At 71.2% G+C, this 19,398-nt stretch carries 19 protein-coding genes and 1 pseudogene; 4 read left to right on the top strand and 16 right to left on the bottom strand.

Annotated elements, in window-relative coordinates; genetic code table 11:
- Nucleotides 1-21: 21 nt before the first annotated feature.
- Entirely contained in the window at nucleotides 22-948 is a 927-nt protein-coding gene (locus tag ACWEFB_RS15715) for an aspartate carbamoyltransferase catalytic subunit (RefSeq protein ID WP_452285947.1), read from the bottom strand.
- Nucleotides 945-1,529 (bottom strand): bifunctional pyr operon transcriptional regulator/uracil phosphoribosyltransferase PyrR, encoded by a 585-nt coding sequence (pyrR, locus tag ACWEFB_RS15710; RefSeq protein ID WP_452285945.1) that lies wholly within the window; start codon nucleotides 1,527-1,529, stop codon nucleotides 945-947. Before pyrR ends, ACWEFB_RS15715 begins: the two co-directional genes overlap by 4 nt.
- Nucleotides 1,530-1,814: 285 nt before the next feature.
- On the opposite strand from pyrR, the gene bldD reads away from it, so the two are divergent.
- Nucleotides 1,815-2,303, top strand: coding sequence for a transcriptional regulator BldD (gene bldD / locus ACWEFB_RS15705; RefSeq protein ID WP_121159805.1), 489 nt, complete (start codon nucleotides 1,815-1,817; stop codon nucleotides 2,301-2,303).
- 144 nt (nucleotides 2,304-2,447) lie between these two features.
- Here bldD and nusB read toward each other — a convergent pair whose 3' ends face one another.
- Both nusB and efp read right to left on the bottom strand, forming a co-directional pair.
- Nucleotides 2,448-2,858, bottom strand: a complete 411-nt coding sequence (gene nusB / locus ACWEFB_RS15700) for a transcription antitermination factor NusB (protein ID WP_326559452.1) — start codon at nucleotides 2,856-2,858, stop codon at nucleotides 2,448-2,450.
- A gap of 23 nt (nucleotides 2,859-2,881) precedes the next feature.
- Nucleotides 2,882-3,439: an elongation factor P gene (gene efp / locus ACWEFB_RS15695; RefSeq protein WP_326559453.1), complete on the bottom strand. Its 558-nt coding sequence runs from the start codon at nucleotides 3,437-3,439 to the stop codon at nucleotides 2,882-2,884.
- Between the two features lie 168 nt (nucleotides 3,440-3,607).
- On the opposite strand from efp, the gene mptB reads away from it, so the two are divergent.
- On the top strand, nucleotides 3,608-5,167 hold the full coding sequence (gene mptB, locus ACWEFB_RS15690; protein ID WP_452285942.1) for a polyprenol phosphomannose-dependent alpha 1,6 mannosyltransferase MptB: 1,560 nt from the start codon (nucleotides 3,608-3,610) through the stop codon (nucleotides 5,165-5,167).
- Nucleotides 5,164-6,012, top strand: a pseudogene (locus ACWEFB_RS15685) (glycosyltransferase family 87 protein); the annotation flags it as partial. The gene mptB and the pseudogene ACWEFB_RS15685, both read left to right, overlap by 4 nt.
- Nucleotides 6,013-6,294: 282 nt before the next feature.
- Here ACWEFB_RS15685 and aroQ read toward each other — a convergent pair.
- The 3 genes from aroQ to ACWEFB_RS15670 all read right to left on the bottom strand — a co-directional run bounded on the left by aroQ (nucleotide 6,295) and on the right by ACWEFB_RS15670 (nucleotide 8,895).
- Complete coding sequence (aroQ, locus tag ACWEFB_RS15680) at nucleotides 6,295-6,750, bottom strand: type II 3-dehydroquinate dehydratase (protein ID WP_326559455.1); 456 nt, start codon at nucleotides 6,748-6,750, stop codon at nucleotides 6,295-6,297.
- Nucleotides 6,747-7,826 (bottom strand): 3-dehydroquinate synthase, encoded by a 1,080-nt coding sequence (gene aroB, locus ACWEFB_RS15675; protein ID WP_452285940.1) that lies wholly within the window; start codon nucleotides 7,824-7,826, stop codon nucleotides 6,747-6,749. The genes aroQ and aroB overlap by 4 nt, the downstream gene beginning before the upstream one ends.
- A gap of 76 nt (nucleotides 7,827-7,902) precedes the next feature.
- Nucleotides 7,903-8,895, bottom strand: coding sequence for a helix-turn-helix transcriptional regulator (locus ACWEFB_RS15670; protein ID WP_452285938.1), 993 nt, complete (start codon nucleotides 8,893-8,895; stop codon nucleotides 7,903-7,905).
- Nucleotides 8,896-9,018: 123 nt separating this feature from the next.
- Between ACWEFB_RS15670 and ACWEFB_RS15665 the strand changes: the two genes are divergently transcribed.
- Nucleotides 9,019-9,744: an alpha/beta fold hydrolase gene (locus tag ACWEFB_RS15665; protein ID WP_452285936.1), complete on the top strand. Its 726-nt coding sequence runs from the start codon at nucleotides 9,019-9,021 to the stop codon at nucleotides 9,742-9,744.
- Between the two features lie 4 nt (nucleotides 9,745-9,748).
- On the opposite strand, the gene ACWEFB_RS15660 is transcribed toward ACWEFB_RS15665, so the two are convergent.
- The 9 genes from ACWEFB_RS15660 to ACWEFB_RS15620 form a co-directional block, all read right to left on the bottom strand.
- The gene (locus ACWEFB_RS15660) at nucleotides 9,749-10,252 is read right to left on the bottom strand and encodes a shikimate kinase (RefSeq protein ID WP_452285934.1); all 504 of its coding nucleotides are present in this window, start codon (nucleotides 10,250-10,252) and stop codon (nucleotides 9,749-9,751) included.
- Entirely contained in the window at nucleotides 10,252-11,430 is a 1,179-nt protein-coding gene (gene aroC / locus ACWEFB_RS15655; RefSeq protein WP_452285932.1) for a chorismate synthase, read from the bottom strand. Before aroC ends, ACWEFB_RS15660 begins: the two co-directional genes overlap by 1 nt.
- 293 nt (nucleotides 11,431-11,723) lie before the next feature.
- Nucleotides 11,724-12,551 (bottom strand): shikimate dehydrogenase, encoded by an 828-nt coding sequence (locus ACWEFB_RS15650; protein WP_452285930.1) that lies wholly within the window; start codon nucleotides 12,549-12,551, stop codon nucleotides 11,724-11,726.
- On the bottom strand, nucleotides 12,552-13,754 hold the full coding sequence (gene mltG, locus ACWEFB_RS15645; RefSeq protein WP_452285928.1) for an endolytic transglycosylase MltG: 1,203 nt from the start codon (nucleotides 13,752-13,754) through the stop codon (nucleotides 12,552-12,554).
- On the bottom strand, nucleotides 13,751-14,212 hold the full coding sequence (gene ruvX, locus ACWEFB_RS15640) for a Holliday junction resolvase RuvX (RefSeq protein WP_326562957.1): 462 nt from the start codon (nucleotides 14,210-14,212) through the stop codon (nucleotides 13,751-13,753). Before ruvX ends, mltG begins: the two co-directional genes overlap by 4 nt.
- Before the next feature lie 86 nt (nucleotides 14,213-14,298).
- Nucleotides 14,299-16,983, bottom strand: a complete 2,685-nt coding sequence (gene alaS, locus ACWEFB_RS15635) for an alanine--tRNA ligase (protein WP_452285926.1) — start codon at nucleotides 16,981-16,983, stop codon at nucleotides 14,299-14,301.
- Nucleotides 16,980-17,285 carry a hypothetical protein gene (locus tag ACWEFB_RS15630; RefSeq protein WP_452285924.1) on the bottom strand — a complete coding sequence of 102 codons (306 nt, stop codon included), beginning with the start codon at nucleotides 17,283-17,285 and terminating at the stop codon, nucleotides 16,980-16,982. Before ACWEFB_RS15630 ends, alaS begins: the two co-directional genes overlap by 4 nt.
- Before the next feature lie 42 nt (nucleotides 17,286-17,327).
- Nucleotides 17,328-17,792: a DUF948 domain-containing protein gene (locus ACWEFB_RS15625; RefSeq protein WP_452285922.1), complete on the bottom strand. Its 465-nt coding sequence runs from the start codon at nucleotides 17,790-17,792 to the stop codon at nucleotides 17,328-17,330.
- 145 nt (nucleotides 17,793-17,937) lie between these two features.
- Nucleotides 17,938-18,804: a hypothetical protein gene (locus ACWEFB_RS15620; RefSeq protein ID WP_452286056.1), complete on the bottom strand. Its 867-nt coding sequence runs from the start codon at nucleotides 18,802-18,804 to the stop codon at nucleotides 17,938-17,940.
- Between the last annotated feature and the right edge of the window lie 594 nt (nucleotides 18,805-19,398).

The raw sequence follows: 19,398 nt of genomic DNA, 5'->3' as shown, positions 1-19,398 counted from the left end.
TTCCCCCCAGGAGCGGACGGTTCACTGGTTCTTTCCCCCCAGGAGCAGATACAGGACGGCCATCCGTACGGAGACTCCGTTGGTGACCTGTTCGACGATGGTGGAGCGGGGTGAGTCGGCCACCTCCGGGGCGATCTCCATGCCCCGGTTCATCGGGCCGGGATGCATGACGATCGCGTGGTCCGGCAGCCGGCGGAACCGGGGCCCGTCCAGGCCGTAGCGGCGGGCGTACTCGCGGGCGGAGGGGAAGTAGGAGTCGGCCATCCGTTCGCGCTGCACCCGCAGCATCATCACCACGTCCGCGCTGGGCAGCACCGAGTCCAGGTCGTACGAGACGTCGGTGCCGGGGGCGAGCGCGGCGGCGATGTCCACCGGGATCAGGGTCGGCGGCCCGACCAGGGTCACCTTCGCCCCGAGGGTGGACAGCAGCAGCACGTTGGAGCGGGCCACCCGGCTGTGCAGTACGTCGCCGACCACGGCCACCTGCAGTCCGGCGAGCCGGCCCAGCCGCGACCGCATCGTGTACGCGTCCAGCAGCGCCTGGGTGGGGTGCTCGTGGGTGCCGTCACCGGCGTTGACCACGACCCCGTCCACCCAGTTGGCGAGCCGGTGCGGGGCGCCCGAGGCGGGGTGGCGGATGACCACCGCGTCGGCGCCCATCGCCTGCAACGTCAGCGCGGTGTCCTTCAGGCTCTCGCCCTTGGAGACGCTCGACCCCTTGGCCGAGAAGTTGATCACGTCGGCGGAGAGTCGCTTCGCCGCCGCCTCGAACGAGATCCGGGTCCGGGTGGAGTCCTCGTAGAAGAGGTTGACCACGGTCCGGCCGCGCAGCGCGGGGAGCTTCTTCACCTCGCGCCCGGCCACGGTCGCCATCTCGGCGGCGGTGTCCAGGATCAGGGTGGCCGTGGACGCGTCCAGGTCGGCCCCGGAGAGCAGGTGCCTGATCACAGCGCGGGCCTCCCGAACAGTTTGACCTCGTCCGCACCGTCGACCTCGGCGAGCGTGACCTTGACGCTCTCGGCCAGCGCGGTGGGGATGTTCTTGCCGACGTAGTCGGCCCGGATGGGCAGTTCCCGGTGGCCCCGGTCGACCAACACGGCCAACTGCACCGAACTGGGGCGGCCAAGGTCGCTCAGCGCGTCCAGCGCGGCCCGGACCGAGCGCCCGGAGAAGAGGACGTCGTCGACCAGGATCACCCGCTTGCCGTCGACCCCGCCGGGCGGCACCTCGGTCGGCCCGATGGCCCGGGTCGCGTGCCGGCGTAGATCGTCGCGGTAAAGGGTGATATCGAGCACACCGACGGGCACCTGAATGTCCTCGAAGGTGCTGATCCGGGCGGCCAGCCGGCGGGCCAGCGGCACACCCCGGGTGGGAATCCCGAGCAGCACGGTATCGGCGGCACCCTGGGTTTTTTCGAGAATCTGGTGTGCGATCCGGTCGACCACGCGTTGCAGATCGGCGCTGGTCAGGATGACCTTCACGGACGGTGGCGATGCCACCGGGGGTTGGGCGGCCTGCGGGAAGGCCACGGCGGACCTCCTTCCCCGCCTCACTGGACGGGTCGTTAAAGGATGTCGGATCCGGCCCGGACCGCACGCGGTCAGGCCGGGGGCTGATCACCACGTTACCAGCGACCGGTCGCCGGGTCCGGGCGGGGCGCTGACCGTCCGGTCAACGAACAGATTTCAGGTTCGTGACCACGATCTTGCCAACGGGAAGGTAACGACCACTTGACCACGTGTCGCAATCCCCGTACCGTCACGCTCCGTAGCGACCGCTGGGGAGATCCCCGAGCCAGCACTGGGAGTGTCCGAATGCCCTCTGAATACGCCAAGTCGTTGGGCGCCCGCCTGCGCTCTATCCGTCAGCAGCAGGGGCTGTCCCTGCAGGGGGTGGAGGAGAAGTCGAACGGGCGTTGGAAGGCCGTCGTCGTCGGGTCGTACGAGCGTGGTGACCGTGCGGTCACCGTCTCGCGCCTCGCCGAGCTGGCGGACTTCTACCGGGTGCCCGTCGCGGAACTGCTGCCGGACGGCAGCGGGGTCCGGCACGAGCCCACGAACAAGATCGTCCTGGACCTGGAGCGCCTCTACGACGAGGCCTCCGAGGAGCTCGCGTACGTCGCCCGTTATGCCCGCGCCATCCAGCAGCAGCGGGGCGACTACAACGGCCGGGTGTTGTCGATCCGCGCGGACGACCTGCGCGCGCTCGCCATCGTGTACGACTCGTCGCCCTCCGGGCTGATCGAGCGCCTGACCGAGCACGGCGTACTCGTCGCCGACCCGCGGGCGCTCTTCGCCTCCTGAGTACCACCGCAGGACAGCACGAAGGCAGTATGAAAGGGGGCGCCCTGCCGGGCGCCCCCTTTTCACGTCCACGTGCCATGTCGCGTCCCGTGTCCCACCGCACCCGGTGCCCTGCGGCGTGCACGGGCCGGGCCGGGGGCCCGGTCAGCGGGTGGCGTACTCGGCGATCCGGCCGAGGATCCCGTTCAGGAAGCGCGGCGAGTCGTCGGTCGACATCTGCTTGGCCAGCTCGACCGCCTCGCTGATCGCCACCGCGTCGTCGATCTCGTCAACGTAGAGCAGCTCGTAGACCGCGATCCGGGCCAGGTTGCGGTCCACGACCGGCATCCGGTCCAGCGTCCAGCCCTCGGCGTAGCTCGCGATCAGCTCGTCGATCCGGTCCAGTTGCCCGGCCACACCCTCGACCAGGCCGATCGCGTACTCCATGTGCTCCGGCGGCGGCGGGGTCAGCCGCCGGAGGTAACCGGCCAGTACCTCGACCGGGGGCAGATCCCGTTGGTCGGCCTCGTAGAGGACATCCAGCGCCCGCTTGCGCGCCTTGCGACGCGCGGGCATTTGTTGCTTGGGGCCCTCGGCCATCAGCCGCGGCCGAGGTAACGGCCGTCGCGGGTGTCGACCTTGATCTTCTCACCGGTGGTGATGAACAGCGGCACCTGTACGGTCGCACCGGTCTCCACGGTCGCCGGCTTGTTGCCACCGGTCGAACGGTCACCCTGCAGACCCGGCTCGGTGTACGTGACCTCGAGGATCACGCTGGTCGGCAGCTCGATGTAGAGCGGGACCGCCTCGTGGGTGGCGACGATCGCCTCGGCCTCGGGCAGCAGGTAGTTCGCCGCCTCGCCGACGGTGGCGCCGGGCACCTGGATCTGGTCGTAGGTCTCCAGGTCCATGAACACGAAGTCTTCGCCGTCGGCGTAGAGGTACTGCATGGTCCGCTTGTCGACGGTGGCCGTTTCGACCTTGGTGCCCGCGTTGAACGTCTTGTCGACGACCTTGCCGGACAGCACGTTCTTCAATGTGGTGCGCACGAACGCACCACCCTTGCCGGGTTTGACGTGCTGGAACTCCACGACAGCCCAGAGTTGGTCGTCGAGGTTGAGGACCAGACCGTTTTTGAGGTCGTTGGTGGTGGCCATTTCCTGCCTTGATCTTCAATTGGCGGACAGACCTAACGAGTCTACTTGCCGGGACGCCCTCCGCGCTGGCACGGGTACGAGCGGTTGATCGAGACCGGACGCGTGTCGGTCACACACCGGACAACTCGCGGTCGGGTCCGGGACATCCGTCGCTGACAGCGTGCACGGGTGCCGAACCCGGTCACCCGACTCTCCGTGCTCGCCCGCTGCCGCGCCCTGGGAGTGGCCGGGGTGGTCCTGCTGGCCCTCGGCGCCGTCGGAGCCGGTGCGCTGCCGATCCGCGACCCCTTCCCCGTCCCGGACGAACTGCGCCGGCATCCGGGCCTCGGCCTGGTCTGCGCCACGTTCGGGCTGGGCCTGCTCGTCGCCGCCTGGTGGTGGCTGGGACGCCTCGTCCACGGCGAGCGCCCACCCCGCCCAGCGGCCCTGATCGTCACCCTGGCGTTGTGGGCGGCGCCACTGGTGATCGCGCCACCGATCTTCAGCCGCGACGTCTACAGCTACCTGGCCCAGGGGGCGATGGTCGGCGCCGACCTCGACGTCTACCGGCACGGTCCGGCCACCCTCGGTGGCCCCCTCGCCGCCGAGGTGCCGGCGATCTGGCAGCACACCACCACCCCGTACGGCCCGGTTTTCCTGGTCCTGGCCACGGCGGTGGCCGCGGTGACCGGCACCCAGGTGGCCCTCGGCGTCCTCGGCCTGCGGATGATCGCCGTGCTCGGGGTGGTCCTGCTCGCGACGGTCCTGCCCGGCCTGGCCCGACGCTGCGGGGTCGACCCGGCGGCGGCGCTCTGGCTCGGCGTGCTCAACCCGCTGGTCCTCATCCACCTGGTCGGCGGTGCGCACAACGACGCTCTGATGGTGGGGCTGCTCTGCGCCGGGCTGGCCTCGGCGGTGGCCCACCGGCCGGCGCTCGGCACCGCGCTGCTGACCCTGGCGGCCCTGGTGAAGGCGCCCGCCCTGGTCGCGCTGGTGTTCGTCGCACCGCTCTGGGCCGGGCAGCTCGCCGGGCGGTGGCGGACCGTCCGGGCACTGCTCGGCACCGCCGTGGTGGCGGTCGGGACCACGGTGGCGGTCACCGCCGTGGCCGGCACCGGGTACGGCTGGATCACCGCCCTGGACACCCCGGTCTCGGCCGCCAACTGGTCGGTGAGCAGTGCCCTGGGCCGGGCCACCCGCGCCCTGCTGGAGCTGATCGGCGCGGACGTGGCCCCGCACGCGGTCTCGTTCTGGCGGTGGGCCGGACTGGCCGTGGCACTCGGCGCCGGGCTGCTGCTCTGGCTGCGCCGCGACGAACTCGGCCCGGTGTACGCCCTCGGCCTCGCCCTCGGCGCGCTGGTCCTCTTCGGCCCCGCCATCCGGCCCTGGTACCTGCTCTGGGGGCTGGTGCCGATCGCCGCCGCCACGGCCGACCGGCGACTGCGCCGGTGGGCCGCGCTCGTCTGTGCCGTACTGGCTCTGGTCATCCTGCCGGACGGGTACGCGCCGGGGCTGGCCGAGCTGGCCCAGGTGGCCCTCGGCGGCGGGCTGGCCGTACTGCTGCTGCTCGCGCTGCACCACCGGACCCGGCTCCGGCTCGTCGCGGCCGGCGTGCGGATGGTTCGGCTGCCGACTCCCCGTCGAGGCGACGCGGACCGCCTGCCCGAGCCGCACCCGCACCTGCCCGCGCGCGTACCCGCGCAGCGGATGGCCGCACCGGATCCGTCCCCCTCCGGAGGAGCACGATGAGCCGACTTCGGGCCCCCCGCCGTACCCGCGACCGGATCCTGCTGACCGGCACGCTGGTGGCGGCCTGCGCGGTGTTCCTGGCCACCGTCCCGGTCCACCGGGGCTTCTTCGACGTCGGGGTCTACCAGGGCGCGGTCACCCACTGGCTGCGCGACGGCGGTCAGCTCTACGACTACCTGCGCCCCGGCACCCGGTACGGCTTCACCTACCCGCCGTTCGCCGCCCTGGTGATGAGCCCGCTGGCCCTGGTCGGCTGGCCGGCGGCGATCGTCACCAGCATCGTGGTCAACGTGGCCGCCGCCGGACTGGTGATCCACTGGCTGCTCGACCCGGTCGGCCGGCGGCACGACTGGCCCCGCTGGTACGCGTACGCGCTGACCGGGTGTGCGGTGGCGGTCTACGAACCGGTCCGGGACACGGTCAGTTTCGGACAGGTCAACCTGCTGCTGCTGGTGCTGGTGCTGACCGACCTGATGCTGATCCGGGCCGGTCGGCACCGGTTCGCCGGGATCGGCATCGGTCTCGCCTCGGCGATCAAACTGACCCCGGCGGTGTTCATCGTCTACCTGGTGCTGGTGGGACGTTGGCGGGCCGCCGCCGTCGCCGCCGGTACCGCGACGAGTGCGACCGTCCTCGCCGCCGTACTCGCCCCGCACCCGTCGTACGTGTTCTGGACCCACGCGCTGTGGGACACCGACCGGGTGGGCGACCTGGGTTACGTGTCGAACCAGTCGCTGCGGGGACTGCTGACCCGGCTCGACCCGCACCTGGGCAAGGGCGTCTGGCTGGCCGTGGTGCTGGCCGTCCTCGTGGTCTGGGCGGTCCGGGTACGCCGGGCCGCCCGCGCCGACGACCAGCTCGCCGGCTTCGCCCTCACCGGGATCGTCGGCTGCCTGGTCAGCCCGATCACCTGGGTCCACCACCTGGTCTGGCTGCTGCCCGCGCTCGCCGTCCTCGGCAACGCGGCACTACGCGCCGGACCCGGCGGGCGCAGGCGACGGCTCGGCACCGCCACCGCCGTGGCGTACGTCCTGCTGTGCAGCAGCGTGGTCTGGCTCTGGTGGGACGACGCCAGCGGGCCGGACGGGCTGGTCGGCGCCAACGCCTACGTCTGGATCAGCCTGGCCCTACTGCTGTGCCTGCCGATCGGCGGCCAGCCGGTCGGCGAGGTGGATCAGCGCCAGCCGGTAGCCGTCCACGCCGAGTCCGGCGATCACACCGGTGGCGACGGCGGAGACGACCGAGTGGTGCCGGAACTCCTCCCGCGTGTGGATGTTGGAGATGTGCACCTCGACCAGCGGCCCGCGGAGCATGGCGCAGGCGTCCCGGACCGCGTACGAATAATGTGACCAGGCGGCCGGGTTGAGCACCACAGCGGCCTGCTCGTCGGCGGCGGCGTGCAGCCACCCGAGCAGTTCGTGTTCGGCGTCGGTCTGCCGTACCTCGACGTCGAGGCCGAGTTCCCGACCGGTGCGCTCGCAGAGGTCGACCAGCCCGGCGTAGCTGGTCAGCCCGTACACGTCGACCTGGCGGGTGCCGAGCCGGCCGAGGTTGGGTCCGTTGAGGACGTACACCTTCGTCACCGGGCCACCGCCTCGTCGTACGCGGCGCGCAGGAGTTCCTCGTCCGGCCCCTCGAGGATCGCCGGCCGGGCCAGCCCGTCGAGTACGACAAAACGCAGCCGGGCGCCGCGCGCCTTCTTGTCCACCCGCATCGTGGCCAGCAGGTCCGGCCAGGCGTCCGCCCGGTAACCGGTGGGCAGGTCGAGCAGTTCGAGCACGCTGCGGTGCCGGTCGGCGGTGACCGGGTCGAGTCGGCCGGCGAGCCGGGCCAGGTTGGCGGCGTAGACCAGGCCGACCGACACGGCGTGCCCGTGCCGCCAGCGGTACCCCTCGGCCTTCTCGATCGCGTGCGCGAGGGTGTGCCCGTAGTTGAGGACCTCGCGTACCCCGGACTCGCGCAGGTCGCCGGAGACGACGTCGGCCTTGACCTGGATGGCCCGCTCGATCAGCTCCCGTACCACCGGCGCCCCGGCCCGGGTGGCGGCGACCGGGTCGGCCTCGACCAGGTCGAGGATGACCGGGTCGGCGATGAAACCGCACTTGACCACCTCGGCCAGCCCGGCGACCAGGTCGACCGGGGGCAGGGTGTCCAGGGTCGCCAGGTCGCAGAGCACCCCGGCCGGCGGGTGGAAGGCACCGACGAGGTTCTTGCCCGCCCCGGTGTTGATCCCGGTCTTGCCGCCGACGGCCGCGTCGACCATGCCGAGCAGCGAGGTCGGCACCGCCACCCAGCGGACCCCGCGCAGCCAGCAGGCGGCCACGAAGCCGGCCAGGTCGGTGACCGCGCCACCGCCGACCCCGACAACCGCATCGGTACGGGTGAAGCCCGCCGCCCCGAGCCGGTCCCAGCACCGGGCGGCGATGTCGATGTTCTTGCCCGCCTCCGCGTCCGGCACCTCGACCAGCAGCGGCGTACGCCCGTCGGCGCGCACCTGTTCGGCGAGCGCGTCGGCCAACGCCTTGAGCGGTGGTGCGTAGAGCACGGCGACCCGGTCCGCGCCGGGCAGCAGCGCCGGCAGGCTGTCGAGCAGGTCCCGGCCGACGAGGACGTCATACGTCTGCTCGCCGCCGATCGAGATCTTCGTCAACTCGTCCATCGGGACCGAGCCTAGTGCGCCCCCGTCGGGGGGCCGCGCAACCGGTCGCCCAGGTGTCCGGATGGCGGGCGTCTGCTCAGTTGTCCGGATGGCGGGCGGCGAGGGCGGCGAGGCGGGTGGCGTGTTCGGCCAGCGCGGTACGCAGCTCGTCCGGGCACAGGATGGTGAACGGCCAGCCGAGCCCGGCGAGCAGTTGGGCCATCCCGTCCAGGTTCTCCGCTCGGGCGCGTACCAGGACCCCGCCCGGCGCCTCGGTCAGTTCCGCCACGCTGGGCGGGATCCGGCGGCGGGCCTCGGTCAGGTCGGTTTCCAGCAGCACCTCGACCGACCAGGCGTACGGCACCCCGGCCAGCGACCGGGCCACGTGTCCGGCGGGATCGAACCCGTCCGGCACGGTGAACTGCCCCGCTCCCCCGTCGGCCGGGTCCGGCGCTGACGGTTCGACGGCGGCGATCCGGTCGAGGCGGAAGGTGCGGATCTCACCACGCCGGTGGTCGTGGCCGGTGACGTACCAGCGGCCAGCGTGGAAGACCAGTCCGTACGGGTCCAGGTCGCGGCAGGAGTCCTCGCCCCGCCACGAGCGGTAGGTCAGGCTGACCCGGCGGCGGGACCGGGTCGCCGCCCCGAGGGTGAGCAGCACGGTCGCCGCCGGACCGGCCGTCTCCGTACGCCGCCGGGCGGTGAAGCCGAGCGTCTGCCGTACGGCGGTGAGCCGGTCGGCCAGCGCCTCCGGCAGCACCCGACTGATCTTGCCCAGCGCGACGGCGGTCGCCGGTGCCTCGGTGCCGAGGCCGAGCTGTTCCGCCGCGACCAGCCCGAGCACCACCGCCACGGCCTCGTCGTCGGTGAGCATCAGCGGCGGCAGCTTGTAACCGGGCAGGAGCCGGTAACCGCCGTACCGCCCCCGTTGCGCGGTCACCGGGATGCCGAGTTCCTCCAGGGTACGGGCGTACCGGCGCACGGTTCGCTCGTCGACTCCGAGCCGGGCGCTGAGTTCCGCCCCGGTGAGCCGGTGCTGGCTCTGGAGCAGTTCGAGCAGGCCCAACACCCGAGCGGCGGGATGTGACACAAACCACTCTCCAATACCGGACCGATCCTGCCCGGATTCGATCGTACGGTCTACCGGACGCCATCAAGCAACGCGGACGACATCGAGCAACGCGGACGACATCGAGCGATGGGAGACACGGGGATGAGCACGTTCGTACTGGTTCCGGGATTCTGGTTGGGCGCGTGGGCGTGGCAGGACGTGACCGCCGCGCTGCGGGCGGACGGGCACGAGGTCCACCCGGTGACCCTGACCGGGCTCGCGGACCGCGCCCACCTGATCGGTCCCGAGGTGGACCTGGAGACCCACACCGCCGACATCGTCGGGCTGATCGAGGCGGCGGACCTGCGGGACGTGGTGCTGGTCGGACACTCCGGCGGCGGCCTGCCGGTCACCCAGGCCGCCGACCGGATCCCGGACCGGATCGCCCGGGTGGTCTACGTCGACAGCGCCCCGCTGCCCGACGGCGTCTCCCAGTTCGACACCAATCCGCCGGAGGAACAGGACCGCACCCGCAGCCTGGTCCGGGACGGTCAGCTACCGCCGCCGGCCTGGGACCCGACCGCCGACCCGGAGAACCTGGCCGGGCTGGACGATGCGGCGTTGGCGCTGCTGCGGGAGCGGGCCACCCCACAACCGCTGCGGACCGCCACCGACCCGGTCCGGCGTACGGGAGGTCGGGCGGTGCCGACCACGCTGGTGGCCTGCACCTTCCCCGTGGACGTGGTCCGCTCGATGATCGACCAGGGGGTGCCGATGTTCGCCGAGCTGGCCGGGGCGGACATCCACGGCCTGCCGACCGGCCACTGGCCGATGCTCAGCGAGCCGAAACGCCTGGCCGACCTGCTCGACTCGATCGCCTCCGCGTAAGCGGTTACGACTTGAGCAGGTGCAGGATCTCGTCGGCCACCTGCTCCGGCGTACGACCGTCGGTGATGACGGTGTGCGCGGCGACCTCCTGGTAGAGCGGTCGACGCTGGTCGAGCAGGTACTTGAGGGTGGCGCGCGGGTTGATCGCGAGCAGCGGTCGACCCGCGCCGAGCCCGACCCGCCGGATCGCGTCGGTCAGCTCCACCGACAGGTAGACCACGGTGTGCCCGGCCAGCGCCGCGCGGGTCGACTCGGCCAGGATCGCGCCGCCGCCGAGGGCGAGCACTCCGTCGAACTCACCCAGCGCGGCCATGACGGCGTTTCGTTCGAGCGTACGGAAATGGTCCTCGCCCTCGTCGACGAAGATCTCCGGGATCGGCTTGCCGGCAGCCGCCTCGATGTCGACGTCGGTGTCCCGGAAGCCGACGCCGAGTGCGGTGGCGAGGATCTGGCCGGTGCTGGACTTGCCGGATCCGGGGGCGCCGACCAGGACGCAGATCGGGGCCATCAGCGGATCACCAGGTGGTCCAGGTAGCCGCCGAGGTTCCGTCGGATCTCGGCGATCGAGTCGCCGCCGAACTTCTCCGTCGCCGCCTCGGCCAGCACCAACGCCACCATCGCCTCGGCGACCACGGCGGCGGCGGGGACCGCACACACGTCCGAACGCTGGTTGATCGCGGTCGCCGGTTCACCGGTGAGGACGTCGACCGTGGCCAGGGCCCGGTTCAGCGACGAGATCGGCTTCATCGCGGCGCGTACCCGAAGGGGTTCGCCGGTGGTCATGCCGCCCTCCAGGCCGCCGGCCCGGTCGGTGACCCGGCGCACCCCGGTCGCCGTCGGCACGATCTCGTCGTGCGCGACGGACCCGCGCGAGCGGGCCTGGAGCCAGGCGTCGCCGATCTCCACGCCCTTGATCGCCTGGATCGACATCAGCGCGGTCGCGAGGCGGGCGTCGAGCTTGCGGTCCCACTGCACGTGACTACCCAGCCCCGGCGGCACGTTGTAGGCGAGGACCTCCACGATGCCGCCGAGCGTGTCCGCGTCCTTCTTGGCGGCGTCGACCTCGGCCACCATCCGGGCGCTCGCCTCCGGGTCCAGGCAGCGCAGCGGGTCGGCGTCGATCCGCTCGGCGTCCTCGGGACGGGGCTGGAGACCGGGCTTGGCCGCGACCGAGCCCAGCTCGACCACGTGCGAGACGATCTCGATGCCGAGCCCCTGCCGGACCAGCGCCTTCGCGACGGTGCCGACGGCGACCCGGGCGGCGGTCTCCCGCGCGCTGGCCCGCTCCAGGATCGGACGGGCGTCGGTGTGACCGTACTTCTGCATGCCGGCAAGATCGGCGTGGCCGGGGCGGGGGCGGGTCAGTGGGGCGTTCCGTGCCTGGCTGGCCAGCTCGTCCGGGTCGACCGGGTCGGCGGACATCACGGTCTGCCACTTGGGCCACTCGGAGTTCCCGATCCGTACGGCAACCGGGCTGCCCAGGGTGACCCCGTGCCGTACCCCACCGATGATCTCGATCTCGTCCCGCTCGAACGCCATCCGCGCGCCCCGGCCGTAGCCGAGCCGGCGACGGGCCAGCTCCCGGACGATCTCCTCGCTGGTCACCTCGATCCCGGCGGGCACCCCTTCGAGGAGCGCGACGAGGGCGGGGCCGTGCGACTCACCCGCGGTCAACCAGCGCAACAAGGCAGCGAACCTTTCCTTTTTCATCCGTGCCGGACGGTCCTGGCGTTCCGCAACCAGCTTGCGGATGCCAGTTGCCCAGTCTGGCACGCGCCGGACCCGCTCCGGCTGAACCCCACCCCCTGTCCCGGCGTACGGACGGATAACCGCTACGTGTCCGCCGTCTCGGGCCGGATAACGCATCGACCTCCTACACACATACAGCGAGTCAAGATCTTTTCACGGTCAGAAACCTTGACGTCTGCTGAACGTCAGGGGTCACCAGCAACCGGAGCGTCGGGCCACCAGCCGGAGCGTCAAGCCGAGGCCCGAGCCGAGAACAGGGCCGTACGCATCGCCGCGACCGGCGCTTCCACACCGGTGAAGTGCTCGAACTGGCCGACCGCCTGGGCCAGCAGCAGGTCGAGTCCGGAGACGATCCTGCACCCCGCGTCGCGGGCGTCGGCGGCCAGCGGCGTCGGCCAGGGGTCGTAGAGCGCGTCGAAGAGCACCGTCGACGGCAGCCAGGAGATCTGTCCGGCGAGTGGATCTGCGACACCCTTCGGCACGGTCGAGATCACCACGTCCGCGATGGCCTGCTTGGGTGCGTCCGTCCAGTCGGCCGGCACCAACGAGATCCCGAGCTTGCGCGCCACCGGCCGCAGTTCGTCGATCGCCGTCGATCGCCGGGCCACCACGGTCACCCGCTCCGCCTGGAGTTGGACGGCCGCCGCCAGCGCCGCCCGAGCGGTGCCACCCGCGCCGAGGACGGTCACCGTGGCGTCGGCCGGCACCCCGGCCGCCCGAAGCACCTCCACCATGCCGGGGACGTCGGTGTTGTCGGCGTACCAGGAGTTGTCGGGTCGACGTACCAGGGTGTTGGCGGCACCGACGGCGGCGGCGACCGGCGAGACCTCGCCGGCCACCGCGAGCCCGACCTCTTTCAGCGGCATGGTCAGTGACAGCCCGGCCCACTCGGCGCCGAGGCCGGCCACCAGATCCGGCAGCTCGGCCTCGGCGCACTCGATCGCGCTGTACGACCAACCGGTCAGGCCGGCCGCGTGGTAACCCGCGTTGTGGATCACGGGCGAGAGGGAATGCGAGATCGGCTTACCCAGCACCGCCGCGCGTCGGGCCACGACCACTCAGAGGACGCCGTTCTCTCGGGCTTTCTGCTGGTTGCGCAGATGCTGGGCGTTGGTCTCGGCGAACTCCGAGTGCCCCTGCTTGTCGACCGCCACGAAGAAGTACCAGTCGCCCTTCGGCGGATCCATCGCTCCCTGCAACGCCAGCTTGCCGGGGTTGTCGATCGGGGTCGGGATGAACCCCTTCAGCTTGCGGTTGTACGGGTTCTTCGGGTCGTCCAGGTCTTTCGCCGTCATGTCCTTCGACGCCTTGGTCGGCAGGCCCCGGACGTCGAACCAGTAGTTGACCGTCACGTCCATCTCGAAGCACTCGCACGGCACCTCGGAGTTCGGCTTGAACAGCCGGTTGTACGCGACCCGGGCGACCTTGCCGAGGTCGTCGGGATTGCCCGCCTCGACCTGCGCCAGCGAGGCCACGATCAGCGCCTCGTACGGGGTGACCCCGCCGAGGTTCTCCTGCACCACGTCGGTGAACTTGATCTGCCCGACGACGGTGAGGAATCCCTGCACCATCTCCTTGAGAATGCCCTCGGCGGTGGCGTTCGGCGGCAGATCGTACGTGTCCGGGAAGAGGAAACCCTCGATCGACGGGGTGACCTTCTTGCCGTCGCTGCGGGTGAACCAGTAATCCGGCACACCGAGCGCGAGCGGGTCCTTCGCCGCCGCCTCGAACTCCGCCACCGGGATCTTGGTGGTCTCCTCGAGCTGCTTGTAGACCTGCTTGGCGGTCAGACCCTCGCGAATGGTGATCTTGTTGGTCACCCTGGTCTTCGGGTCCAGCAGCAGGGTCAGCGCGGACTCACCCGACATCTGCTTGCGCACCTGGTAGAAACCCGGCTGGATGCCGGTGGCAGCCGAGTTCTTCTCCGCGGCCTCGACAAACGCCTTGGGGCTCTTGACCACGCCCTGGGTGACCAGGGTGTTGCCGATGTCGGCGAGGAAATCGCCGTCCTTGATCTCGATCACGACCTGTCCGGTGCCGGCGCCCTCGTAGTCGGGCGCGCCGAACAGTCCCTGGATCCGGTCGCCGGCGTACCAGACACCACCGCCGAGTACGGCGAGCAGGACAAGGGGCAGCACCAGGGCGAGCACGGTCTTGCCCCGGCCACCACGACCCTTGCGCTTCCGGTCGCGTACGCCACCGCGCCGGTGTTGTCCCTTCTCGGTTCGCTCGTCGAACGCGAGCTCCAAGTCGTCGATCATCTGGTCCGCCTCCGCTGCCCGTCTAGCCAGCTCTGCAGGATCTCGACTGCGGCCGCCTGATCGACCACAGCGCGTTGACGCTTTCCCCGAACGCCTCGCTCGGACAGCCTACGGGTAGCCACGACCGTCGACATCCTCTCGTCCGTGAGAGTCACCGGAACGGGGGCAATCGCCTCAGCCAGTCGGGTGGCGTACGCCTTCGTGTGGATCGCCGCCGGGCCGTGCACTCCGGCGAGATTCACCGGCAGCCCGACGACCACCTCGACAGTTCGATGCTCTTCGACGAGGTGCGCCAATTCCGAGATGTCCGTCGGAATCGCCTTCTCGTCCGTGGCGAGGTCACGGGCCAGGGTGACCAGCGGGGTGGCCAGAATGGCGTCCGGGTCGCAGATCGCCACGCCCACCCGTACCTTTCCGACGTCGACGCCGAGCCGTACACCGGGCGAGAAATGCCCCATACCGATTGCCCTCCCCTCGCTGCATACGGAAAGCAGACCGCCGTGGTTCACGATCTGACCACGACGATCTGCCTCCGAGCAATCCATCACGCCTCGGCGATTGCCTTTTCCACGGTCCCGAGCAGCGTCGGCGCCTGGTCCGCCGGCACGCCGCCGCCCTGGGCCAGGTCGGCGTTACCGCCGCCCCGACCGGACAGCGCCGCCTTGACCAGGTCACCCGCGGACAGGCCGCGTCCCTTCGCCGCCGCGTTCAGCGCCACCACCAGCGACGCCTTGCCACCGGAACGGGCCGCCACCGCGACCACCGCGGGACGAGCCGCGTCGATCTTGCCCCGGATCTCCTGCGCCAGCGTCCGTACGTCGTTGCCGGCCGCGCCCTCCGGCGCCTCGACCCCGACGTACGCGACCCCGCGCACGTCGCGGGCACCGGCCGCGAACGCCGCCGCCCCGCCCAGCACCATCTGCGCCCGGAGCTTCTCCAGCTCCTTCTCCGCGTCCCGAAGCTGGGACACGGTCTGCTCCACCCGGTCGGCCACCTGCTCGTTCGGCACCCGGTAGAGGTCGGCCAGCCGGGACACCAGCAGGTGCTCCTTGGCCAGGAACCGGAACGCGTCGATGCCGACCAGCGCCTCGACCCGGCGTACCCCCGAGCCGATGGACGACTCGGAGAGGATCTTCACCAGGCCGAGCTGACCGGAACGGGCCACGTGCGTACCACCGCAGAGTTCACGGGCGTAGTCACCGACCTCGACCACCCGCACCTCTTCGCCGTACTTCTCGCCGAACAGGGCCATCGCCCCGAGCCGGCGGGCCTCGGCCTGCGAGGTGATGAAGGCGTGCACCTCCAGGTCGGACAGGAGCACCTCGTTGACCTGCTGCTCGACGTCGGCGAGCACGCTCGGGGAGACGCCCGTCGGGGTGTTGAAGTCGAACCGGAGCCGGCCGGGGGCGTTCAGCGAACCCGCCTGGGTCGCCGACTCACCGAGGAAGTTCCGCATGGTCTGGTGCACCAGGTGGGTCGCCGTGTGCGACCGGGAGATCGCCCGGCGCCGGGTCACGTCGATCTCGGCGAGACCGGCCTCACCCGTACGGACCTCGCCCCGGACCACCCGGGCCCGGTGCACGATCAGGCCGGGAACCGGCTGCTGCACGTCGAGGACCTCGACCTGGCCGCCGCCGACCGTGATCAACCCCAGGTCGGGCTGCTGGCCACCGCCCTCGGCGTAGAACGGGGTGGTGTCGAGCACCAGCTCGACCGTCTCACCCTCCCCCGCCACCTCGACCGGCACGCCGGCCCCGGCGAGCAGGGCGCGGACCTTGGACTCACGGCTGACCTCGCTGTAGCCGGTGAAGGTGACCGGTCCGCCGTTGTCCAGCACGCCACGGTACGCGGACAGGTCGACGTGTCCGGTCTTGCGCGCCTGTGCGTCGGCCTTGGCCCGGGAGCGCTGGTCGGCCATCAGCCGCCGGAAGCCGTCCTCGTCGACCGTCAGGCCCTGCTCGGCGGCGATCTCCAGGGTCAGGTCGATCGGGAAGCCGTACGTGTCGTGGAGCTGGAACGCCCGCTCACCGGTCAACGCCGGCTGGCCCGCCGACTTCGACTCCGCGATCGCGGTGTCCAGGATCGTGGTCCCCGCCCGGAGGGTGGACAGGAACGCGTCCTCCTCCGCGTACGCGTACTGGGAGATCCGGTCGAAGTCACTGGCCAGCTCCGGGTACGACGGCGACATGCAGTCCCGGGCCACCGGCAGCAGCTCGGGCAGGGCCCGCTCCTGCCAGCCGAGCAGCCGCACCGAACGGATCGCCCGGCGCATGATCCGGCGCAGCACGTAACCGCGACCCTCGTTCGACGGGGTCACCCCGTCACCGATCAGCATCAACGCGGTCCGCACGTGGTCGGCGATCACCCGCAGCCGTACGTCGTCCGGGTGCGACTGGTTGGCCGCGTGACCCGAGTGGGCGCCGTACCGCTTCCCGGTCAGCTCCGCCGCCTTGTCCAGGATCGGCCGCACCTCGTCGATCTCGTACAGGTTGTCCACGCCCTGCAGGATCGAGGCCATCCGCTCCAGGCCCATGCCGGTGTCGATGTTCTTCGCCGGCAGGTCACCCAGGATCGGGAAGTCCTCCTTGCCCGCGCCCGGACCCCGCTCGAACTGCATGAAAACGAGGTTCCAGAACTCCATGTACCGGTCCTCGTCGACCTCCGGACCGCCCTCGGCGCCGAATTCCGGCCCCCGGTCGTAGAAGATCTCCGAGCACGGCCCGCACGGGCCGGGGATGCCCATGGACCAGAAGTTGTCCTTCTTGCCCCGCCGGACGATCCGCTCCGCCGGCACCCCGACCTGCTTGTGCCACAGCTCGAAAGCCTCGTCGTCGTCGAGGTAGACCGTCGGCCAGATCCGCTCCGGATCCAGCCCGAACCCGCCATCGGCCTGCGACTTCGTGATCAGGTCCCAGGCCAGGCTGATCGCACCCGACTTGAAGTAGTCCCCGAACGAGAAGTTCCCGTTCATCTGGAAGAACGTCCCGTGCCGACTGGTCTTACCGACCTCGTCGATGTCCGGCGTACGGATGCACTTCTGCACCGACACCGCCCGCTGGTACGGCGCCGCCTGCTGCCCCAGGAAGTACGGCACGAACTGCACCATGCCCGCGTTCACGAACAACAGGTTCGGATCGTTGATGGCGGGCAGCGGAGCGGACGGCACCACGGCATGGCCATTCGCCTCGAAATGCGCCAGGTACCGCCGCTTGATCTCCGCCGTTTTCATCGGGAGCTTTCCTCCGGGAAAATCTCGTGGTCGCCGATCCGCGGGTCCCCGCGCAGGTCGGCGAATTGGTCGTCATACGCCACGCCCTCGGCGAAGGCGTTGTGGATCTCCTGTTCACGCTCGGCCATGCCGGCCCGAACGTCGTCGATGAAGCCACGCAGCGACTCGACCGCCCCACCGGCGGACGCCGACAGCGACGTGGCGATGCCGCCCGGTGTGTACGACTGGGCGGTCCGGGTCACCTTGCGGACGACCAGCGCCCCGACGGCGAGCCCGATGCCCAGCCAGAGCAAACGCCTCATGGCCTTATCCTCTCTCCCCGCTCCGGTGACACCGGCACCAGGTCAGCGGTTGTCGCCGCGCTTGGCCGCCCGGCGCTGCTGCTTGATCGTCGCCCGTACCTCGCGCTCGGTGTCGGCGTGCCGGCGGGCGGCTGCCGCCTTGCGTACGCCGTAGCCGAAGGCGGCCACCTTCACCAGGGGGTTCGCCGCCGCGGCGGAGACCACGGTGGCGAGGTTGGCGACGTTCGCGGTGACGTTCTGCGCGTGACCGGTCATCGTGTCGATCTTGGCGAGCTGGATGTTCACCCCGTCCAGCGAGGTGTGCACCTGCGTGAGCGCGACGTTCACGTTCTCGATGGTGGCGTTCGCGTTACCCAGCAGCGGCGCCGTCCGGTCGTTCAGGTCGTTGATCGCCCGGGTAGCGGCGTCGACCGTGTGCCGCAGCCGCAGGATGGGCACGGCCAGTACGAGCACCAGCATCAGGAACGCCCCCGCCGCGACGAGCGCGGCGATCTGTCCAGGGTTCACCCGTGTTCTCCTCTACCGAACCGTCTCGAAAGCGCGGCTACGCCATCCGGGCGCACCGCTCCACAAGCGGGCAAAGCGGCACCGGACACGTAACACCGCACTCCGTACCAACAGACAGACCCTACCGTCCGTGACGAAAGTCGGCTCACGACGGTGGGGCGGTCAGTTCACTGAGCGGATCGTCGGTGAACAGCGGTTCCGGATCCACGCCGGTGAGCGACGGGTCCGTACTCGGCTGCGGCTTGATCCGGTCGTCGTCGATCGCGTTGCGTACCTTGATCGACACCACCGCTCCGTCGCACGGCGGCGGTTCGACGCCGGGTGACGCCGGTGCCCCCTCCGGCTCGGTCGGCTCGACCGTCGGTCGCGCGTCCAGCGGCTCGGTGGCGCAGGTCGGTGGGCGAACCCACAGGTCGAGGGTCAACTCGTCGCGCCGCCAGCAGGTGTAGTGCCCCTCGACCGGCTGCTCCGGGCAGGGCTTGATCTGCCACGTCTTCCAGCCGTCCTCGGTCAACGCCTGCTGGTACGCCTGCGCGGTCGGTTCCGCCCCCTGCGCGGACTCCACCGTGCGCTCCCGGAACCGGCACTCGATCAGGCACCACCGGCTGCCGTAGACATCGTCCTCGACCTGGGTGGCCGCCCACTGCGGTACGGACAGCTCGTCCAGGGCGCTGAAGACCGGATCGCGTGTCGCGGCCCGGATGCCGAAGAAGAGCGGCAGCGCGCCGAGCACCAGCAACGTGGCCAGGATCAGCGCGGCCACCTTGAGCCGGCGCTTCTCCCGCGCCTGCCGGCGGATCTCGGACCGGGGTTCGCGGATCTCCCCGGTCCCGGTGGGATCGTCGAACGGGCGGTCGCCACCGACCGGATCCGATCCGGGTAAGGCCGCCGGCCGGACACTCGCCGCACCGACCGGTGCAACCGCCACCTTGGCCACGGCCACCGGCTTGGCCGCACCGACCGGGCCGGGCCCACCCAGGGGATTCGGTCCGCCCTGATGCGGCCCACCCATCGGGTTCGGTCCGCCCTGGTGCGGCCCGCCCATCGGGTTCGGTCCGCCCTGGTGCGGCCCGCCCATCGGGTTCGGTCCGCCCTGGTGCGGCCCGCCCATCGGGTTGGGTCCGCCCTGGTGCGGCCCGCCCATCGGGTTGGGTCCGCCAGGTCGGGGTGCGGTGCCGGGGACGGCCACCGACGCCGATCCGGCGACCGGTACGGACGCCGCCCCGCGCCCGACTCCGGGGGCACCGGCGTCGCGCTCCGGCTGGCCCGAGGGCGGCACGGGGCCGCCCGGAGCCATCGGGGCACCGGGGGCCATCGGGCCGGGACCGGACGGCCGTGGCGGCATGCCGGGGCCGGTCGCCGGTGGGAAGGCCGGAGGTGCCTGCCGGGGGCCGGCGGCCCGTCCACCGGGCCGGTCCATCGGCTCGGTGGACGGCGGAACCGTGGCCGCGCCGCGTGGACCACCGGGGTTACCCGACGGCGGAACCGCGCCCTGCGGTCCGGGGCCGACGGGCGGTCCCGGGGGCATGGCACGGCCGACGCCACGGTTCTCGCCGGTGCCGTCGGTCCGGGCCCGGTCCTGACCGGACGGAGCGCCCGACGGCGG

The sequence above is a fragment of the Micromonospora sp. NPDC004704 genome, assembly GCF_053601675.1.
The sequence above is the reverse complement of the archived record's forward strand: the minus strand, read 5'-3'. Positions and strand labels throughout refer to the sequence as shown.

Coding starts and splice junctions, on each gene's coding strand:
- bldD (WP_121159805.1), top strand. CDS start 1,815: ATGCCCTCTGAATACGCCAAGTCGTTGGGCGCCCGCCTGCGCTCTATC.
- nusB (WP_326559452.1), bottom strand. CDS start 2,858: ATGCCCGCGCGTCGCAAGGCGCGCAAGCGGGCGCTGGATGTCCTCTAC.
- efp (WP_326559453.1), bottom strand. CDS start 3,439: ATGGCCACCACCAACGACCTCAAAAACGGTCTGGTCCTCAACCTCGAC.
- aroB (WP_452285940.1), bottom strand. CDS start 7,826: ATGGACGAGTTGACGAAGATCTCGATCGGCGGCGAGCAGACGTATGAC.
- ACWEFB_RS15665 (WP_452285936.1), top strand. CDS start 9,019: ATGAGCACGTTCGTACTGGTTCCGGGATTCTGGTTGGGCGCGTGGGCG.
- ACWEFB_RS15660 (WP_452285934.1), bottom strand. CDS start 10,252: ATGGCCCCGATCTGCGTCCTGGTCGGCGCCCCCGGATCCGGCAAGTCC.
- mltG (WP_452285928.1), bottom strand. CDS start 13,754: ATGATCGACGACTTGGAGCTCGCGTTCGACGAGCGAACCGAGAAGGGA.
- ruvX (WP_326562957.1), bottom strand. CDS start 14,212: ATGGGGCATTTCTCGCCCGGTGTACGGCTCGGCGTCGACGTCGGAAAG.
- alaS (WP_452285926.1), bottom strand. CDS start 16,983: ATGAAAACGGCGGAGATCAAGCGGCGGTACCTGGCGCATTTCGAGGCG.
- ACWEFB_RS15630 (WP_452285924.1), bottom strand. CDS start 17,285: ATGAGGCGTTTGCTCTGGCTGGGCATCGGGCTCGCCGTCGGGGCGCTG.
- ACWEFB_RS15620 (WP_452286056.1), bottom strand. CDS start 18,804: ATGGGTGGGCCGCATCAGGGCGGACCGAATCCCCTGGGTGGGCCCGGC.